This is a genomic window from Chloroflexus sp. (assembly GCF_034435895.1).
Classification (GTDB): domain Bacteria; phylum Chloroflexota; class Chloroflexia; order Chloroflexales; family Chloroflexaceae; genus Chloroflexus.
In genome coordinates this window covers 1-18,050 of sequence record NZ_DAOTWH010000177.1, presented here as the reverse complement: position 1 = coordinate 18,050, position 18,050 = coordinate 1, and the positions used below count along the sequence as shown (strand labels likewise).

The window sequence follows — 18,050 nt, the reverse complement described above, 5'->3', positions numbered from 1 at the left end:
GATGGGGGCATATCCCGCTCCCCAGCTTGTCATTGCTTCGCCGCAGCGGGGCAATACGCGGCATTGACCCGCGCGGCGAAGCAATCTCCCCCGCGCACGGGATGAGTGCACTCAGCCATCCTTCCCGCCAAAGCGGGAGATTGCTTCGGGCGCCCCGCGCCCTCGCAATGACAACAGAACACGCCCCGCGCGCCCACAGCAGGGCTGCTGCCCTTGCTACATCGCCAAAAACGACAAATAAAAGATCAGCAAAAAGATAAACGACACCGCATTCGCAATCAGCGCCGCCATATAACTGGGGGCAGCCTTGCGTTTGCGGATCAGCATCAGCACGAAGCCCTCAACCAGCACCGCCACCACGAACGCCCCCACAATCACGAATAACGGGTTTTCTAACGCCAGCAGCAATTGGCCCAGCAGCACAATCACGACCGATGACACAATACTGGCAACCACCACATCACCCAACGCGCGAAAAAGCGGTTGCCATTTGATCTGCACCATCGCCTGCCATTCAATCAACAGCATTAAGATAATGATGCCAACGCCGAGGGGGCTCAGGAAGAGTTCTTGAAACGGAAACATCAGCGCGATCCTTGTCTGCATACATGCGGTTGGTGAAGCATTATAGCGGATCTCCCGCTATGGCAACGCCAACCGTCGCGCCAGCCCGCCGGCGAGATGCAGCGCCGCAGCAAAGGTGCGATCACGGCTGAGCAGCCGTAGTTCGCTGTTGAGCAGATCGGCCAGCACTGGATGGTCAATCGTTGCCGTGCGCTCGATCGGGTGCGCGCCGGCAATGGTCGCTCGCGTGCAAGCGTGCCCGGCATCACTCGTCAATTCCACCACAAACTCTGCCATCTGATTGTCTACTGCTCGCAACGCCAACCGTGCCAGCCCTTCCACGCCGGCGCGATCGACTGGCCGGATTGCCACACTCACCAGCCGGATGGCCGCTGGCCCTACCCCCACCGCCGGTCGCCGCAGGTAGATTTGGATGGTCTCGCCCTCGATCCCGACCGCATCTTCTAGCGGCGTCCATTTCAAACAACTCGCCAGCCAGCCGACAAAGAGCAGCGCCGCCACTGGATTCGGACGGTTGCCGGCGGCGTATTCGATCACGATCTCGTCGATCCGGTGCAAGTGCGGCAAAAAGGGGCGCGTATCGAAGAACTGAGCCGTCAATTCACGCCACGGGGTTAGGCGCGTCCAGCCCAAATCGCTCACCGCTGGCGCACCGTTGGCTGTCTGTTCAAAAGCGGCCAACTCGGACAATTCCCGTAGCGGATCGGCAAAGGTGGTCGAATCGACGATGAGCCGGTCACAAAGCCGGTAAAGCCGTTGCACCAGCGGTTGGGCGAAGAGCTGCGGGCCGGGAGCCCACAGCACTACTGGCAGATCGGGCACCAGCAGCGGCAAGACGAGGCTGGCCAGTTGCCCAGCCGGTGCGCCGCGGGCGCTAATCGTCACTTGCTCGCCGCAGACCTGCGTGCGACCAGCATTGGCCAGCGTGCAGAGCGCCTGTGCGTTCGCTTGCAACTCGGTCGCCGGGCCGGGCCGGTCAATCACAATCACGGTACGGTTAGGGTGTTGCGCGGTGAGCGCCGGCGCTACCGCCAAGGATTGTTCGGCCCAATCATCATCAGGCGCGCGCACAATCAAGTTGAGCGTCAGCGCCCGAATCACCGCTTGCCCGCCAGCATCGGGATGCGTCGCCTGTTCTTGCCACATCTGGCGCAATTCACGCTCGATCGCATTGATATCGATTGCCGCTTCGCTCATACCATCTCCATCCTATAGTCGCCGCCACGACCGGCCATCGCGGGCGATAAATTCATCGGCTGCCGCCGGCCCCCAACTACCGGCTTCGTAATTGGGGAACGGCTGCAGCGGGCCTTCGGCCCATGCCTGCAAGATCGGCGTCAACAGCGCCCAACTGGTTTCAACCTCATCACGGCGGGTAAAGAGGGTGCCATCGCCAAGCATGCAATCGAGCAACAGCCGCTCGTAGGCTTCTGGTGAAGTGACGCCGAACGATGCGCCATAACGGAAATCCATCGTCACCGGACGGATCTGCGGTTGGCCGGGAGTTTTCGAGCTGAATTTGAGCGAAATCCCTTCGTCAGGCTGGATCTTGATCGCTAGGACGTTCGGATCGAGGTCGTTGAGCGGCGTATCGGCAAAGATCATCGTTGGCGCCGCCTTAAACTGAATCGCGATCTCGCTTACCCGCCGCGGTAGGCGCTTACCGCTGCGCAAATAGAATGGCACGCCGGCCCAACGCCAATTGTCAATAAACAGCTTCAACGCGACGTAGGTCTCGGTTTGCGAAGTAGGCGACACACCTTTCTCTTCGCGGTAGCCGCGCACCGGGCGGCCATTGGCGCTGCCCGGCCCGTACTGGCCGCGCACCGTATCGTTGACCGACAACGGGCGCACCGCACGCAACACCTTGACCTTCTCGTCGCGCACCGCATCGGCGTCGTAGAGCGACGGCGGCTCCATCGTCACCAGACACAGCAACTGCATCAGGTGGTTTTGGATCATGTCGCGCAGCGCGCCAGAGGTATCGTAATAGCCGCCGCGATCCTCGACCCCGATGGTCTCGGCAACGGTAATCTGCACGTGATCAATGTGGCTCCGGTTCCAGATCGGCTCGAAAATACCGTTGGCGAAGCGAAAGATCAAAATATTCTGCACCGTCTCTTTGCCGAGATAGTGATCGATGCGGTAGACCTGATCTTCGCGAAAGACCGATAATACCTCGGCATTGAGCGCCTGCGCGCTGGCGAGGTCGTGGCCAAACGGCTTTTCGATGATAATCCGTGTCCACCCATTTGAACGCGCTAGCCCGTGCGCGCCGAGCTGGGCAATAATCGTGGGGTACGCTTCGGGTGGCGTGGCCAGATAAAAAACGCGATTCCCGCCGGTGCCGCGCTCGGCGTCGATCGCCGCCAGCCGCTCGGCCAAACTGGTATAGGCATCAGCCTCGTCAAAACTGCCGCGATGGTATTGAATCCCTTGGGCGAAACTAGCCCACGATTCGGGATCAACCGGCCCTGAGCGCGAATTGGCATTGATCGCCTCGCGCAGCAGATCGCGAAAATAGTCGTCGCTCCAATCGCGGCGAGCGAAGCCAACCACCGAAAAACCGCCGGGCAAGCGGCGTTCGCGGGCCAGATTGTAGAGCGCCGGCACCAATTTGCGGCTGGTCAGATCGCCGCTGGCGCCGAAAATGACCATCGTGCAGGGTTCGGGTGTGCGACCAATGCGCAACCCGGCCCGCAGCGGATTATCCAAAACAGGCGTCACCATGCGCTTGCTCCGTGCTTGTTTTTTACCGCAGAGGACGCCGAGGTCGTAGGGAAAAGACAAGAGAATGGTGTTCAGCGCCGGGAGATTGACCTGCCGTTGTATTCCCAACACCGCTGCGTCCTCTGCGCCCCCTGCGGTAAAAACACCTTCACCTTACTCTGCCTTCTTGACCGCGTGGCCGCCGAACTGCTGGCGCAGCGCGGCCAGCACCTTGGCGCTGAAGCTGTCTTCTTGCCGCGAGCGGAAGCGCATCTGCAACGAGAGGGTAATGATCGGCGCCGGCACAGCGAGATCAATGCTCTCTTGCACCGTCCACCGTCCCTCACCGCTGTCTTCGACATAGCCGCGGATGCTGCTCAGATCGGCATCGGCGCTGAACGCGCGCTCGGCCAATTCCAACAACCACGAGCGCACCACACTGCCCTGATTCCAGAGGTGGCTAATCTTGGCCAGATCAAAATCGTAGCGCGACTGGCGCAAAATCTCGAAGCCTTCGGCATAGGCCTGCATCATGCCATACTCGATGCCGTTGTGGATCATCTTGACGAAATGGCCAGCTCCATGCGGCCCGCACAGCAGATAGCCATCCGGCGGGGCCAGCGTCTGCAAGAGCGGTTCGACGTAGCGGAACGACTCCTCGTCGCCGCCGACCATCATACAGTAGCCGACCTGCAAGCCCCAAATCCCGCCGCTGACGCCAATATCGAGAAACCGCAAACCCTGAGCCGCCAACTGCTCGGCGTGGGCAATGCTCGCCTTATAATTATTGTTGGCGCCATCGATCACAATATCACCCGGCGCGAGCAACGGCGTCAGCGCGGCCAGATGCTCGTCGGTAGCAGCGCCCGCCGGCAACATCAACCAGACCACGCGCGGCGGGGTCAACATCGCCACCAGATCGGCCAACTCTTCCGCCGCGATCAGATCGTGCTCAGCCGCCAATTCACGCGCTTTGGCGACGGTGCGATTATAGACAATCACCCGGTGGCCGCCGCGGCGCAAGCGAATCGCCATATTCGCGCCCATCCGGCCTAAACCGATCAGGCCTACTTCCATTATTCGCTCCTCAAGCTAATTATTGCGAATGCAATTGATCATCCTTGCTAAGCATTATACTCCGGTCTGATGACGGCGCGAGTGCAATGCGGTATGCTGATTGGCGTTACGCAGAGTCATGGCGCTCGAGGATAGCACCTCTGAGCCGTTGCGACCCACCATCTGAACCGGCAACGTCTCTACCATACATAATGATTATTTCGGAGTATATTTATGTCAAATTCCCCCAACAACCAACCACCTCGCCCGCCGGCTGGCCGCCCGCCCTACACCGGCGAGACGCTGGTGATGCGACGGGTCGAGCACAAAGGCTCTCGCCAAGGCCCGCCACCGCCGCCAAGCAACCCACCGCACCGTGCCACACCCAAGCGGCGGCGCTGGCCACTGGGTTGGATCGCGCTGGGGATAGTGGCAATCGTTGCGCTGGCGCTGGGGTTTGGCTACTGGCAGATCCACCGACTGGCGCAGCGGGTCGTGGTTGCCGACCCGCGCGGGCTGGCGATTGCTTCGCCATTGTTGGGCGCGAACATCTTGGTGGTTGGGGTAGATATCCGGCGTGACCATCCTGAAGAGGGGATACGCAGCGACACATTGATGCTGGTGCGGCTCGATGGCATGGGAGGCTGGACCAACCTGCTTTCGATCCCGCGCGATACACAGGTTGATCTGCCCAACCGCGGCCCCAGCAAGATCAACGCCGCCTACGCTTACGGCTATTACCACGCGACCGAACTCTATGGCGACGGCGTAAGCGCGGAACAGGGCGGGATGGCATTTGCCGCTGACACGGTCAGCCGGTTTCTCAACTTTGAGCAACGTGGCATGCGGGTCGATTACGTGGTGCAGATCGACTTCGACGGCTTCGCCGCCTTGATTGACGCCCTCGGCGGGATTACGATCGACGTGCCGCGCCGGATTGTCGATAACGCCTACCCTACTCCCGACTACGGCGTGATGCAGGTCATTTTCGAGCCCGGCCCGCAACGGATGGATGGCGCGCGCGCCTTGATCTACGCCCGCACGCGCCACGCTGACAACGACTTTGGCCGCACCGAACGGCAGCAGCAGGTTGTACAAGCGATCGTGAATGAGATCCAGCAGCGCAACTGGTTTGAGCGGATGCTGCTGTTGCCGCGCCTGCTCGATGCCGTGACCCAAACTGGCGATACGCCGGCCATTCTGACCACCCTGCCGCTTGCTAACTTCGACACCCTGCTGGCCATGGGCCGGCTAGCCGCCAACCTTGATCCGGCGCTGATCGGGCGCTACCGGATCGAGCCGGGCACGGTAGCTGTGCGAGAAAACGACACCAACCTGATCTGGGATGCCAGCGACGTGGCAGCGCTGGTCAATCGCTGGCTGACGCCGCCGGGAGAGGCGAGCGAACAAGCGCGGGTGCAGGTGCTCAATGGGGCCGGCGTGGTCGGGTTAGCGCGCCGCACCAGCGAAGAACTGAGCGCCAACGGCTTTACGGTGCTCGCCCCTGCTGACGCGCCGCCGGGAGACTACCCGCGTACGGTGGTGTATCAAGCCGGCAACGCCCCCTTCACCGCCCGCCGGCTGGCCCAACTGCTCGGCGCTGAGGTGGTCGTTGGCAAACCGGCAGAAGTGTATAGCGAGGCAGAAATTGTGGTGATCTTGGGCCGCGATCGCACGCCGTAAAGGAGGGGAGTGGGGAGTAGGGAGGAGGGCAGGTAGCATCCTGACGCGCTGACCCCGATCCTTACTCCCTTTTGTTCAACCCTCTTCCAAGGTCGAGAGAATGCGGTGCGCGCGCACGGCTAGCCAGAGCGCAAAATGTTCCTCGGCGTTGTCGAGATCCATCCCGCTAATCTCTTTGATGCGCTCGATGCGGTAGAGCAACGTATTGCGGTGAACGTGCAACGCCTCGGAAGTAGCGCGCAGATTACCGAGGTTGTTGAAATAGGCTTCGAGCGTCTTGATCAAGTCGGCGTGCTGGCGTTTATCATACTCGGCGAGACTAGCGAGCGTCTCGCGGTAGAACGACCACAGCTCCGGCGTCTCGCGCAAGCGGATGAGCAAACGATAGACGCCTAAATCGCCGAACGCGAGCACGCGATCGTTCCCAAAAATCTGGCGGCCAAGGCTGAGAGCCTGTTCGGCTTCTTCGAGTGTGCGCCGCCATTCCGAGAGATGCGCTGCCGGCATGCCAACAGCCAGCACGACATTCGGATGATCGAGCAACAGGCGTTCGCGCAACTGCTCGGCCACCTCGCGCGCCCGGCTGACGGTCGGCAAGGGCAACATACAGAGCACATTGCTCTCGCGCCGCGAGATAGGCGCATTGATATTCAGCCGTTTCAGCTCATTCTGAATATTCGCCGCCGCCCGGCCCAACGTCGCCGCGCTGGCATCATCGATATGCACCAGCACTGCCGTATGGGGCGCCGTAAGGGTATAGCCCAATTCTTGGCCACGCTGGATCGCTGCGGCCATATCAGCTGGCGGCCCGGCCAGAATACTGGCAATAAAATCGCCGCGCAACCGCTCTTCGGCAGCCTGCACCGCCTGTTCTTTGGCCAATTCGAGCGCCAACGCCAAGGCGCCACGCTGCACTGCCGTGCGATCCCACGGATCAAGCGCTGTACCAGCAATCGCGACGTAGCCAGTTGGCACACTGCTATTGCCAATCGGCTCGACCCAGATTTGCTGGTTGAGCAAACTTGTCTCGCCGCGACCAGAGGGCCGCAGCGCCTGCAAGGCCAGCCGCGCCTGCCCGCGCCCACGCTGCGCCCGGATCACGCCATTCGGCGCATAACAAGCCACACTCTGGCCGGTACGCTCGTGCAAAATATCAAGCAAGCCGCCAATCCCGCCGCCTTGCAATGAACGTTGGGTCAGCAAATCGTAGAGCTGGGCGGCCCGCCGCTCGAATTGAGCGTCGTAATCGGTAATCAGGCGCGTGATCTCACGCTCGACCTCGCGCAGATCAACCCCATCAGGCAGATGCAGCAACGGCAGCCGGGCCTCTTCCGCCGCTTGCTGATCTTCGGGTGTGATCACGCCCAATGCAGCAACGCCGGCAATCGGTACCGGCGCCTGCGCCAAGCGGCGCACCAACACTGCTAACGTCAACCGCGAATCGAGCGCGCGCGCCGCTTCAACCGATAGCAAGGCGAGTTCACCACCACGAAGTTCGGCAAAGGCCGGCAACGTAGCGCGGAGGGTGGCAATCCAACTGACCTGACGCCCCAAGCCGGCAGCGCCAGCGACGACCGCAGTGCCCTCCGGCAACGCTAGTCGCACAACATCGCGAACGGTGATGGTTCCCATACTAATGCATCACAAATCGTTAACACCGAAGTTGACCGTATTATACATTGTTCTGGTGATCAACGTCGCACGCCCCTCTTGACAATCGCTTGTCGTATCTGATATAATCCCACTCACAATAATTTTTTATACAACTATTTTGTTGACAACGAAGTTATCCGAAAGCCTATGACGCCATCCGGTACCGAGCAGCACCGTATAATCCAAGAAGTTTATGTCTTGCTGGATGATGGCGATCGCCGCCTGTTGCGCCAATTCCAGCTGAACCCTACCCAATATGCGGCGCTGCTGCTGCTAGATGAACGCCACGGTGTGCGCCTATCGGATCTGAGCGTCCATCTGCTGATCGACAAAAGCAGCACAACCCGTCTGATCGACCGCCTCAGCTCCCTCGGTTTAGTTGAGCGCATTGCTGATCCGAGTGACCGGCGCGTGCAACGGCTCAGGTTAACGGCGCATGGCCGCACCCACTTAGCCAAGGTGCGCGCTGCGCATAGCGAATCACTCGCGCGCCAGTGGGCTGTGCTTGATGGGGCTGAGCACGAGTTGCTTACCCGCTTGCTGCTCAAGCTCCGGCGCGAATTGACGATCGTGCAACATGGGAGTGAAGGAGGTACGATATCGAGCGATAGCGATTGATTAGCCCATCGTATCACTATTGTTGTTGCGGTATAATTTCTAATTATTGGGCATTGTTGCCCCAGCCAAAGGAGAAACGTGTGAAGCGCCTGTCGTTTGCACTGTTCGCGCTGCTGGCCCTGTTCGCCACCCTCCTCGCCGCTTGCGGCCAACCCGCTCCCGCCGCCCAACCCATGACTGCTCCCGCTCAAGCCACGACTGCGCCGGCCCAACCTGCCACCGGCGGCATGGCCATTACCGGCACAGTCACGCTCTGGCATGCCTACGGCACCGGCAGCGCCGAGGAGAAGGCGATCAACATCCTCATCGATCGCGCCCGCGCCGCCTACCCGCAGGCCACCATTAATGTGCTGCAAATCCCCTTCGATCAGATTTTCAATAAGTTCAATAACGAGGTTTCGTCGGGCGGCGGCCCCGATATGTTCATTGCCCCGAATGATAGCCTTGGCAGCCAGATCCGCGCTGGGGTGCTAGCCGATCTGAGCGAATACCAGAGCATGTTGACCGATGTTGCGCCGACCGGCGTTGCCGGCATGTCACTCAACGGCAAGCTGTACGGCATTCCTGAGTCGTTTAAGGCGGTGGCGCTTTACTACAACAAGAGCAAAATCACCAACCCGCCGGCGACCACCGATGAGCTGCTGGCGCTGGTCAAAGAGGGCAAAACGCTGGTGCTCAACCAGAATGCTTACCACAATTTTGGCTGGTTGCAGGCGTTTGGCGGCCAACTGATGGATAACAACGGCAAGTGCATCGCCGATCTGGCCGGCGGCCCTGAGTGGTTCGCCTACCTCAAGGCACTGAAGGAAGTGCCAACCGTCACCTTCTCGACCGACGGCGGCCAAGCTGACTCGCTGTTCAAGGACGGTAAGGCCGACATGATCATCAACGGCCCATGGGTGTTGGGTGATTACCGCGCCGTACTGGGTGACAACCTCGGCGTGGCGCCGATGCCGGGAGCCGTCAAGCCGGCTGGCCCGCTTACCGGCGTCGATGGCTTCTACGTCAGCATCAACAGCCAAAACGTGGCCGGCGCCGTCGCGTTGGCGATGTTCCTGACCAGCCCCGAATCGATGAAGGTCTACGTCGATGAGGCCGGCCACGTGCCAGTGAGCACCAAGGTGCAGATCAGTGATCCGCTGGTGCAGGCCTTTGCACAGGCCTCGGCCACCGGCGTGCCACGGCCGCAGATCCCCGAACTCGACAACTACTGGGGCCCGTTCGGTGATGCGATGACCAAAGTGCTCGATGGCGGCGCCGATCCCAAGGCCGCTGTCATCGAAGCCTGCGCGCTGATGAACACTGCCAACGGTAAGTAACCCGGCCAACCGCCTGCCAGACCCTCCCCGTTGAGGGTCTGGCAGTGTTATCATACCCAACACCTGAACGTTCCAACCGCAGGGGAGGAAACCGCATGGCAACCACAAATCCAGAGCTGGCCTCGCCGACGGCGCGAGCGCCGCGCTCAGCTCTGTATGAGGGGTGGAAACAATTGCGCACCCCGATTGTCTACCTGCTGCCAGCACTGGTGATTATGATGGTCGTCACCTTTTACCCGCTGGCGTTTCAAGTCTGGATGTCGTTTACCGACTACGGCGTGATCAAAGAAGAGGGGAAACAGACGCTCAACCCCTTTGGCCCCGGCGGTACGACTCCGTCCAATTACCGTCCGGCCCAGTTTGTCGGTTTTAAGAACTATCTTGATATTATTACCAATAACCCGCAATTTGTCGCCCGGCTTGGCGGTAACTTTGATTTTTGGCGCTTGCTCGCCTTCAACCTGTGGTGGACGTTCTCGAATGTCGGGTTCCACGTCGCACTGGGCATTATTATCGCTGTCTTGCTGAACGTGGAAGGGTTGTGGGGACGCAAAATCTATCGGGCAATTTATATTTTACCGATGGTATTGCCGAATATTGTGGTCGCCACAGTCTGGCGCAATATGTTCGATGACCAGTACGGTTCGATCAATCAGTTGATTAATCTTTTCATCACACCGTTTGGTCTTGATCCAGTCCAAATTCGCTGGTTCAACCAGATTCAGGACCCTATCCCCGGCATCGGCCTGCCGCTCAGCTACTATGCGATGCTGATTGCCAATATCTGGCTGGGTTGGCCGTTTATGACCATCGTGGCCACTGGTGCGCTGCAATCGATCCCGAAAGAGATGTACGAGGCGGCCAGCATTGATGGCGCGACCGGTATGCAGCAGTTCTGGCGGATCACGCTGCCGCTGCTGCGTCCGGCGATGGTGCCGGCGGCGATGGTGGGCATCGTCACGACCTTCAACCTCTTCCATGTGATCTACTTTATGAGCGGCGGCGGGCCGCTTGGCCGCACCGAGATTATGGTGACGCAGGCGTTTAAGTTGATCAATGTCAACCAGCTCTATGGGGTTGCCGCCGCGTTTTCAGTCATTATTGCGCTGGTGTTGATCCCGATCTTCTTGATTACCAACAAGATTTCGCGCGCCACGGAGAGCTACGATGTCTAGTGTGACCGCTCAGCGCCGTTCAGGCAGCACCGCCGCCGGCCGCCGCTTGAAGTGGTGGCAGCAATTGGTGTTGCAAGCGATTTGCCTGTTCATCGCCACGACTGTGCTCTTTCCGGTGCTCTGGATTGTGAGCATGTCGCTCGATCCACGCAATATTTCGCGCCCCACCGAGCTAAACCTGATTCCGCCCGGCGCGTCGCTGCAAGCCTATGTGCAAGTGCTCGACCGCCCAACTGCCAACCCGGTGACGTTCGCCGAGTTAGCGTTTAATAGCCTGCGCCTCGCCGGCGGGGTGTCGGCCTTTGCCCTCCTCATCGGCGTTAGCGCGGCGTATGCCTTCTCACGCTTCAAGTTCCCCGGCCGGCAGTTTATGATGATTGCGGTGCTGGCGATTACCGTCTTGCCTAGTGTAGCGACGATTGCGCCGCTCTTTGCGCTGCTCAACAGCATTCGCATCAGTAGTGCGATTATGAGTATTGTCCTGATTCTCGCTGGCCTGATACTGCTCGGTCTTACCCTGTTTGCGGTGGCGCCAGCGATCCGGATGGGCTCGGCGGGGCCGGGCAACTACTTCTTCGGCGCGGTAGGGTTGGTCATTAGCCTTGGCTTAATCTACGGCGGCCTCGCTCCGGCCCGCAGCGAAGTCTTTGTGTTGCGCAATTCGCTGCTTGGCGTCGGGATTGCGATGGTGTCGGGAGCGTTGCCGTTTGCGATTTGGAACCTGAAGGGCTACCTCGACACGATTCCCAAAGAGCTGGAAGAGGCGGCGATTATCGATGGCGCATCGCCGAATCAGGTCTTCTTCCAGATTGTGTTGCCGCTGGCGACGCCGGCGCTGGCCGTCACTGGGTTTCTTGGCTTTACCGGCGGCTGGACTGAGTTCTTCCTGTCGTGGCAGTTCTTGACCGACCCCAAAGATTTTACACTGGCGATGTCGCTCTATAACATGACTGGCCAGTACGCCGGACAAATCCCGTGGTCGCGCTTCGCCGCCTTTTCGATTTTGTTGTCGTTACCGGTGGCGATCGTTTACCTATTGTTGCAACGGTATATCATCGGCGGCCTGACATTGGGCGGGGTCAAGGGATAATTGTATCGTAGAGCCGCACGACCGCACGGCTCCAACCATCCTTGTAATCCCAAAGGATCGTTCACCGTGGAACAGATTCACGTCTCTGCCGACTTCATTTTTGGCACGATGGCCACCGACAGCCGTCGGTTGGGGTATGTGCGGGCCGAAATGGCCGGTATTTCCCACCGTTATCGTATGGAACCGGCGGCGCCGCAGGCCGGCGAACCGGTGCGGCTGTTCGTCACCCTCGGCCCATCAATCATCGCCGACCGGGTCTGCGTCTACTATACGACTGATGGCAGCGAACCAACCGGGCGCCGCGGCCAACCCGCACCGGGGAGCGCCGTGGCGCAGGGGCAACGCCTCGCCAGTCATTGGGATACGCTCTTGTGGGGCTATATGGAAGAGTGGGCGATCGATCTGCCGCCCCAACCGTCCGGCGCCGTCGTGCGCTACCGGATCGAGGCTTGGCTGAGCAAAGGCGAGGGATCGCTCTGGTACAGCGAGGTGATCGGCGCGACTGAAGGCGATGGCAGCGTGCTCGGCCATCCCGGCCCCGGCGATCATTACCTGCGCGAAATGGGGGCCGAGTTTAACCTCACCTTCTTCCGCCGTCCACGCACCTGCGCCTACCGGGTTGGCGACGAAGGCGCGCCGGCATGGCTTGATGAAGCCGTCATCTACCACATCTTTATTGACCGGTTTCATCCCGGCCCCGACCGCCAATTTGCCCATCCGCCTACGCCGATGGGCATCTACGGCGGCACACTGGCCGGCGTGACCGCCAAGCTCGATTACATTGCCAGCCTAGGCACGACCGCGATCTGGCTTTCGCCGCTCTTTCCCTCGCCATCGCACCACGGCTACAATGCCACCGACTACTACAGCGTCGAACCGCGGATGGGCACGTTAGCCGATCTGCAAACGCTGATCGCCGCTGCCCACGACCGCGGGATGCGGGTGATCCTTGACTACACCGCCAATCACTTCTCAAGCCGGCACCCGATCTTCCAGCGCGCCATCACCGATCCCTCAAGCCCGGAACGGGATTGGTTCACCTTTACGCAGTATCCAGACAAATACGTTTCATTCTTTGGCGTTGCCGAACTCCCGCAGCTTGATCTCGATCATCCACCGGCGCGCCAATTTATGATCGACGCAGCGCGCTACTGGCTCGAACAGGGGGTTGACGGCTACCGGCTCGACTACACGATCGGCCCCTCGCACGATTTCTGGACAGCCTTTCGCGCGGCGATGCGGGCGATCAAATTCGACTGTGTGTTGTTGGGCGAAGCGGTTGACACGGCTGAGGTATTGCGGTCGTATATTGGCCGGCTCGACGGCTGTCTTGATTTTCTGCTCTTGCAAGCCATCCGGCGCTTTTTCGCCTTTGATGAGATCAAGGCCAGCACATTCGCTATCTTCCTCAACCGGCATCTGGCCTACTTCCCGCCCGGTTTTGCTCTGCCCAGCTTCCTCGACAACCACGACATGAACCGCTTCTTGTGGGTAGCGCGCGGCGATACCCGCCGCTTGCGGCTCGCTGCCCTCTGCCAATACACGCTGCCCCACCCGCCGGTGCTCTATTACGGTACCGAAGTCGGGCTAAGCCAACGGCTCGACGTGCGCCATGCCGACGGCAGCGGCCACCCCGAAGAGGCACGCTTGCCAATGCTCTGGGATGACGATCAGGATCGCGACCTGTTGCAGTTTTACCGGCAATTGGGCGCGTTACGTCGCAGCACAACCGATATCTGGCGCGGCGAGCGCACCTTTACCCACATCGACGATCAGCACCGCCAATTAGCCTATACCTGCACCGCCAACGGCGCAACGTGGCTGGTTGCGCTCAACAATGCGCCGCACGTTGGCGCGATCCCATTGCCGGCTGGCCGCTGGGAAGTCGCCTTGGCGACGCAAACCGTCGATGTCATCGCCGGAAACGTGATCTTGCCGGCGTATGGCGGCGCTATCTTACGGCGCCCAGAATAGTGTTGATACCGCGCCTACGCAGAGGAGCGCAACGAGCAGCCGTTTACCAAACCGCGGCGTTCCCTGCGCCCTCTGCTGCGCAGCGTTTGCGCATTCGCCGGGCATCCGGTATACTATTGCTTCGGTGTAGGAATCACGGCATTGCCGCTGCTCAGGGGCGCACCAAATCTGTTGCGAAGGAGGTGATGAGGGAGGATCGCGGATACGACCATAGAGCCGGGCGTCGCCCCCCGCCAACCCACGGTTCTATGCCGCATGCCGGTTGCCGTGCCGCCGATCCAGCAGCGCTATGCGAGTTGAACGTCGTGAAGGCGAAACCGTTGAGCAACTGATTCGCCGCTTCAATAAAGGTGTCGTCGCCGAGCGGATCACCAAGACCTATCGCGAGAAGATGCACTTCGTCTCGAAGAGCGAGCAGCGCAAAGAGAAGCGCCGCCGCGCTGAACGCAATCGCCGCAAGAAGCTGGCCAAAGCTGCTTCGCTTGGGATGTAGCATGAGTATTGCTGATGGCACGATGCGCGATGTGATGTTGCGTATTGTGCCATCGGCTATCTTTGCAGAAATGGCGTTTGGGCAAGATGGCGGCACGCAACGCCGTGCGCTAGCTCGCCGCTGGTCACACCAATAACGATTCGCTGATTCGTGGCGAGTGACACCTCGACCCGGATCAGCAACCACTATTCATCCAGATGGATTAATGTCTTATGTTCGATAAACTGGCTGCCGTCGCCGCGCGCTACGATGAACTCACCGAATTGATGGCCCAGCCTGAGGTGGCGACCAACGTCACGCTCTTGCAGCAATATGCCCGCGAACAGCGCGAATTGGAAGATGTGGTCGCTGCGTACCGGGAATATCAGGCGACGGTACGCGCGATTGATGAAGCCGAGGCGATGCTGGGCGAGAGCGACCCCGAATTGCGCGCGTTGGCCCAAGAAGAGCTTGAGACGCAGCGCAAACGGCTGGCCGAGCTCGAAGAGCAACTCAAGCTGTTGCTGCTGCCGCGCGATCCCAACGACTCGAAAGACGTGGTAATGGAGATCCGGCAGGGTGAAGGCGGTGATGAAGCGGCGCTCTTTGCCGCTGACCTCTTCCGCATGTACACCCGTTTTGCCGAGTCGAAGGGTTGGAAGGTGGAAGTTGACAGCCTGACCGAAAACGGCATCGGCGGCATCAAAGAAGTGATTTTCCAGATCCACGGCGAAGGCGCGTATAGCCAATTGAAATATGAAGGCGGCGTCCACCGGGTGCAGCGTGTGCCCGCCACCGAAGCCCGTGGCCGGATTCACACCTCGACCGCGACGGTGGCCGTGCTGCCCGAAGTCGAAGAGGCCGAGATCGAGATCAAGCCGGAAGACTTGCGCATCGATGTCTTCCGCAGCGCCGGCCATGGCGGCCAAGGCGTCAATACAACCGACTCGGCGGTGCGGATTGTGTACAAAGCCGGCACCCCCGAAGAGATTGTCGTCACATGCCAAGACGGTCGCTCGCAGATCCAAAACCGCGAACGGGCGATGACCGTGTTGCGCGCTCGTCTCTATGCCCGCGAGCAAGAGAAACGGCAGCGCGAGATCGGCGCCTCGCGCCTCGCGCAGGTCGGCAGCGGCGAACGGGCCGAAAAGATTCGCACCTACAACTTCCCCCAAGACCGAATCACCGACCACCGCATTGGTCAGAACTTCTCGAACCTGCCGGCAGTGCTGAACGGCGAACTCGACAAGATTATCGAGGCGCTGATCGTTTACGACAACGCCGAGCGGCTGCGCGCCAGCGGGATTACGAATTGAGGATGGCTGGTCAAAAAAGGAACTGGTATGGACGATGCGCTCCCATATTCCGACCGACGAAACGACGCTAGATCCGCATCATCCCACGCTATGCTACACCCATCCTCATGGCGAAATTTGGGTGGGTGATGCCATTGCTTGGTTGCGTTCACTTGCGTCAGAGTCAGTTGATGTCGTCTTTACCGATCCACCGTACAACATCAAAAAAGCAGAGTGGGACTCCTTTGAATCGCAAGCAGCGTATGTGGACTGGTCGCTGTAATGGGTTCAAGAAGCAGCGCGAGTCTTGAAACCCACCGGCAGTTTATTCATCTGCGGATTTTCCGAGATCATCGCCGAGATTAAACTTCCTGCATCACGATTCTTCGCTGGATGTCGCTGGTTGATTTGGCATTATAAAAACAAAGCTAATCTTGGTTCAGATTGGGGACGCTCCCACGAAAGCATCCCCCATTTCAGAAAAAGCAAAAACTTTACGTTTAACATTGATGATATTCGCATCCCTTATGGGAAACACACACTGAAATATCCTGACCATCCGCAAGCGGAAACGAGCCAATACGGACGTGGAAAGAAGCGCGCATCTGTTTGGCGCTCGAATGCGCGTGGCGCCAAGCCGCGTGACGTGCTCGAAATACCAACAACGTGCAATGGAATGCATGAAAAAACCCCGCATCCAACTCAAAAACCGGAAGAGCTGCTACGCAAACTGATTTTGGCTGCCTCAAACGAGGGTGATCTCATCATTGACCCTTTTCTTGGCTCAGGTACAACTGCGGTTGTAGCCGAACAATTACGTCGAACATGGAAAGGATGCGATATATCTTTGGAGTACTGTCGCTGGGCAATCAAGCGCATTGAGTTAGTAGAAGATTGGCCAATTGAGAAGTGGATACAGTACGACTTTGAGAATGCCGCACGAAGGAATTCGATTCGATGACCCAAACGAAGTTAGCAGATCTCCAAGATGCGGTGCAAATCCCCCAAAAACTGACGAGCTTACAAGACTATTACCACACCTGTCAAAGCTTTCTTAATCTTATATCTGAACTTACGAGGATCGTATCGCCAACTAAAAAATTGTTATATTTTCTACCAGTATAGTCAAACGAAGAAATCTCAAATTACACGTCCAATCAATACCAGACTTTTTATCAAAACAGTCCAAAACTTTGACGTAGCTTGGCAACAATTTTTGCAGTTCCTCTGTGATTTACGCCAGCATCAAGAACAGATTGCTTGTTTGCCTAGCGCTGTTACATACCTCAAAACCTCGCCAATCAACAAAATTGTTTATACTATTCAACAAGCAATAGGGTGCATTGGAGACTCTTTACCTAATTCCAACCAAGCACGCAAACGAGCAGGACAACTTTTCGAGCTGCTTGTCAAGCTCATCCTCCAAGAGATCGGGTTGAGCTGCGAATCGCGTACCGTTCAGATTCCAGTGCCCCACTATCCTGATGTGAATCTCTCTTATGAGCTTGATCTCGTCTTCTCACGCCACCACACCATCGTTACCGCAGAAACTAGATTTATCCGTTCTAACGAGATTATAGGGTCTATCAAAACAACGAGTAAAGATCGAATTGACAAAATATTTCTTGATGAATATCTACTTACGAAGTTGCTAGGAAGAAATATTCCGGTTGTAGCCATTTTCTTACACGATGTACAAAGAGCCAGAATCAGAGATAATAATGCAACCACTTTCTTGGCTACACTATTGCGTTAAATCAGTTAGATGGAGTGTAGTATGTAGATTCCGAGACTGTGCTCAGTGATCGTCTACGTCCTTATATCAGCGATTTTCAGTCATTTTTGACCAAGGATTTATGGCAGCGCTCGAGGTGAACCATACCGCAATAACTGGCGAATAATAGCCATTGGTCATTTACACTGGTTCACTGATCAGATGCTATTGCTCCACAAACACTCCCGCACCCACACCCCGCAACATCCGCTACAATACTATCTAACATCGTTCCTACGAGCGGGAGAAAGGCAATGCTCACGCCGGCGCTCGCGGCTTTTATCGAACGCATGCCCAAAATCGAGCTGCATCTGCACCTCGAAGGCGCAGTTGCGCCGCGCACGTTTCTCGAGCTGAGCCAACGCAACGGCATTCCGCTGCCTGTGCGCACCGAGCAAGAATTGGCCGCCCTCTTTCACTACGATGATTTTCACGCTTTTTTAGACGCATTTATGGCACTGGCCGCGACCATCGTGCATGGCGAGGATTTTGAGCTGCTCGCGTTCGAGCTGGGGATGGAGCTGGCAGCGCAGCACGTTGTCTATGCCGAAGTGATGCTCTCGCCGATGCAGCACGTGCGCCGCGGGATTGATTTGCGCGAGGCGCTGGCCGGCGCTGCCGCCGGCTTTGCCCGCGCTGCCCAGCAT

General features: G+C 58.6%; 14 protein-coding genes and 2 pseudogenes. 11 read left to right on the top strand and 5 right to left on the bottom strand.

Annotation, left to right across the window (positions count from 1 at the left end):
- Positions 1 to 216: 216 nt before the first annotated feature.
- From U9R81_RS10600 to gnd, 4 genes are all read right to left on the bottom strand, one after another.
- Entirely contained in the window at positions 217 to 585 is a 369-nt protein-coding gene (locus U9R81_RS10600; protein ID WP_322495428.1) for a hypothetical protein, read from the bottom strand.
- A gap of 57 nt (positions 586 to 642) precedes the next feature.
- Positions 643 to 1,782, bottom strand: a complete 1,140-nt coding sequence (locus U9R81_RS10595) for a glucose-6-phosphate dehydrogenase assembly protein OpcA (protein ID WP_322495427.1) — start codon at positions 1,780 to 1,782, stop codon at positions 643 to 645.
- Positions 1,783 to 1,794: 12 nt separating this feature from the next.
- Complete coding sequence (zwf, locus tag U9R81_RS10590) at positions 1,795 to 3,315, bottom strand: glucose-6-phosphate dehydrogenase (protein WP_322495426.1); 1,521 nt, start codon at positions 3,313 to 3,315, stop codon at positions 1,795 to 1,797.
- 153 nt (positions 3,316 to 3,468) lie between these two features.
- Complete coding sequence (gene gnd, locus U9R81_RS10585; protein ID WP_322495425.1) at positions 3,469 to 4,371, bottom strand: phosphogluconate dehydrogenase (NAD(+)-dependent, decarboxylating); 903 nt, start codon at positions 4,369 to 4,371, stop codon at positions 3,469 to 3,471.
- Positions 4,372 to 4,584: 213 nt separating this feature from the next.
- On the opposite strand from gnd, the gene U9R81_RS10580 reads away from it, so the two are divergent.
- Positions 4,585 to 6,033: an LCP family protein gene (locus U9R81_RS10580; RefSeq protein WP_322495424.1), complete on the top strand. Its 1,449-nt coding sequence runs from the start codon at positions 4,585 to 4,587 to the stop codon at positions 6,031 to 6,033.
- Between the two features lie 75 nt (positions 6,034 to 6,108).
- Here the strand turns inward: U9R81_RS10580 and U9R81_RS10575 are convergent, their stop codons facing one another.
- Positions 6,109 to 7,665, bottom strand: a complete 1,557-nt coding sequence (locus U9R81_RS10575; RefSeq protein ID WP_322495423.1) for a PucR family transcriptional regulator — start codon at positions 7,663 to 7,665, stop codon at positions 6,109 to 6,111.
- Between the two features lie 168 nt (positions 7,666 to 7,833).
- On the opposite strand from U9R81_RS10575, the gene U9R81_RS10570 reads away from it, so the two are divergent.
- The 10 genes and pseudogenes from U9R81_RS10570 to U9R81_RS10520 form a co-directional block, all read left to right on the top strand.
- Entirely contained in the window at positions 7,834 to 8,304 is a 471-nt protein-coding gene (locus tag U9R81_RS10570; protein WP_322495422.1) for a MarR family winged helix-turn-helix transcriptional regulator, read from the top strand.
- An 80-nt stretch (positions 8,305 to 8,384) separates the two neighbouring features.
- Positions 8,385 to 9,623: an extracellular solute-binding protein gene (locus U9R81_RS10565; RefSeq protein ID WP_322495421.1), complete on the top strand. Its 1,239-nt coding sequence runs from the start codon at positions 8,385 to 8,387 to the stop codon at positions 9,621 to 9,623.
- Positions 9,624 to 9,718: 95 nt separating this feature from the next.
- A complete protein-coding gene (locus tag U9R81_RS10560) occupies positions 9,719 to 10,798 on the top strand; it encodes a sugar ABC transporter permease (RefSeq protein WP_322495420.1) in 1,080 nt (359 codons plus the stop codon).
- Positions 10,791 to 11,888 carry a sugar ABC transporter permease gene (locus tag U9R81_RS10555; protein ID WP_322495419.1) on the top strand — a complete coding sequence of 366 codons (1,098 nt, stop codon included), beginning with the start codon at positions 10,791 to 10,793 and terminating at the stop codon, positions 11,886 to 11,888. Before U9R81_RS10560 ends, U9R81_RS10555 begins: the two co-directional genes overlap by 8 nt.
- Before the next feature lie 66 nt (positions 11,889 to 11,954).
- Positions 11,955 to 13,862, top strand: a complete 1,908-nt coding sequence (locus U9R81_RS10550; protein WP_322495418.1) for an alpha-amylase family glycosyl hydrolase — start codon at positions 11,955 to 11,957, stop codon at positions 13,860 to 13,862.
- Between the two features lie 289 nt (positions 13,863 to 14,151).
- On the top strand, positions 14,152 to 14,355 hold the full coding sequence (rpsU, locus tag U9R81_RS10545; RefSeq protein WP_066788396.1) for a 30S ribosomal protein S21: 204 nt from the start codon (positions 14,152 to 14,154) through the stop codon (positions 14,353 to 14,355).
- 1 nt (position 14,356) lies between these two features.
- Positions 14,357 to 14,491 carry a hypothetical protein gene (locus U9R81_RS10540; RefSeq protein ID WP_322495417.1) on the top strand — a complete coding sequence of 45 codons (135 nt, stop codon included), beginning with the start codon at positions 14,357 to 14,359 and terminating at the stop codon, positions 14,489 to 14,491.
- Positions 14,492 to 14,567: 76 nt separating this feature from the next.
- The gene (gene prfA, locus U9R81_RS10535; RefSeq protein WP_322495416.1) at positions 14,568 to 15,650 is read left to right on the top strand and encodes a peptide chain release factor 1; all 1,083 of its coding nucleotides are present in this window, start codon (positions 14,568 to 14,570) and stop codon (positions 15,648 to 15,650) included.
- Positions 15,651 to 15,684: 34 nt separating this feature from the next.
- Positions 15,685 to 16,590 (top strand): annotated as a pseudogene (locus U9R81_RS10525) (DNA-methyltransferase).
- Between the two features lie 1,067 nt (positions 16,591 to 17,657).
- Positions 17,658 to 18,050: pseudogene (locus U9R81_RS10520) on the top strand (adenosine deaminase); the annotation flags it as partial.

What these genes read in the sequence shown, in the direction of transcription:
- U9R81_RS10555 (WP_322495419.1), top strand. Translation starts at nt 10,791, where the DNA reads ATGTCTAGTGTGACCGCTCAGCGCCGTTCAGGCAGCACCGCCGCCGGC.
- U9R81_RS10580 (WP_322495424.1), top strand. Translation starts at nt 4,585, where the DNA reads ATGTCAAATTCCCCCAACAACCAACCACCTCGCCCGCCGGCTGGCCGC.
- U9R81_RS10595 (WP_322495427.1), bottom strand. Translation starts at nt 1,782, where the DNA reads ATGAGCGAAGCGGCAATCGATATCAATGCGATCGAGCGTGAATTGCGC.
- zwf (WP_322495426.1), bottom strand. Translation starts at nt 3,315, where the DNA reads ATGGTGACGCCTGTTTTGGATAATCCGCTGCGGGCCGGGTTGCGCATT.
- gnd (WP_322495425.1), bottom strand. Translation starts at nt 4,371, where the DNA reads ATGGAAGTAGGCCTGATCGGTTTAGGCCGGATGGGCGCGAATATGGCG.
- rpsU (WP_066788396.1), top strand. Translation starts at nt 14,152, where the DNA reads ATGCGAGTTGAACGTCGTGAAGGCGAAACCGTTGAGCAACTGATTCGC.
- U9R81_RS10560 (WP_322495420.1), top strand. Translation starts at nt 9,719, where the DNA reads ATGGCAACCACAAATCCAGAGCTGGCCTCGCCGACGGCGCGAGCGCCG.
- U9R81_RS10600 (WP_322495428.1), bottom strand. Translation starts at nt 585, where the DNA reads ATGTTTCCGTTTCAAGAACTCTTCCTGAGCCCCCTCGGCGTTGGCATC.
- U9R81_RS10570 (WP_322495422.1), top strand. Translation starts at nt 7,834, where the DNA reads ATGACGCCATCCGGTACCGAGCAGCACCGTATAATCCAAGAAGTTTAT.
- U9R81_RS10540 (WP_322495417.1), top strand. Translation starts at nt 14,357, where the DNA reads ATGAGTATTGCTGATGGCACGATGCGCGATGTGATGTTGCGTATTGTG.
- prfA (WP_322495416.1), top strand. Translation starts at nt 14,568, where the DNA reads ATGTTCGATAAACTGGCTGCCGTCGCCGCGCGCTACGATGAACTCACC.
- U9R81_RS10575 (WP_322495423.1), bottom strand. Translation starts at nt 7,665, where the DNA reads ATGGGAACCATCACCGTTCGCGATGTTGTGCGACTAGCGTTGCCGGAG.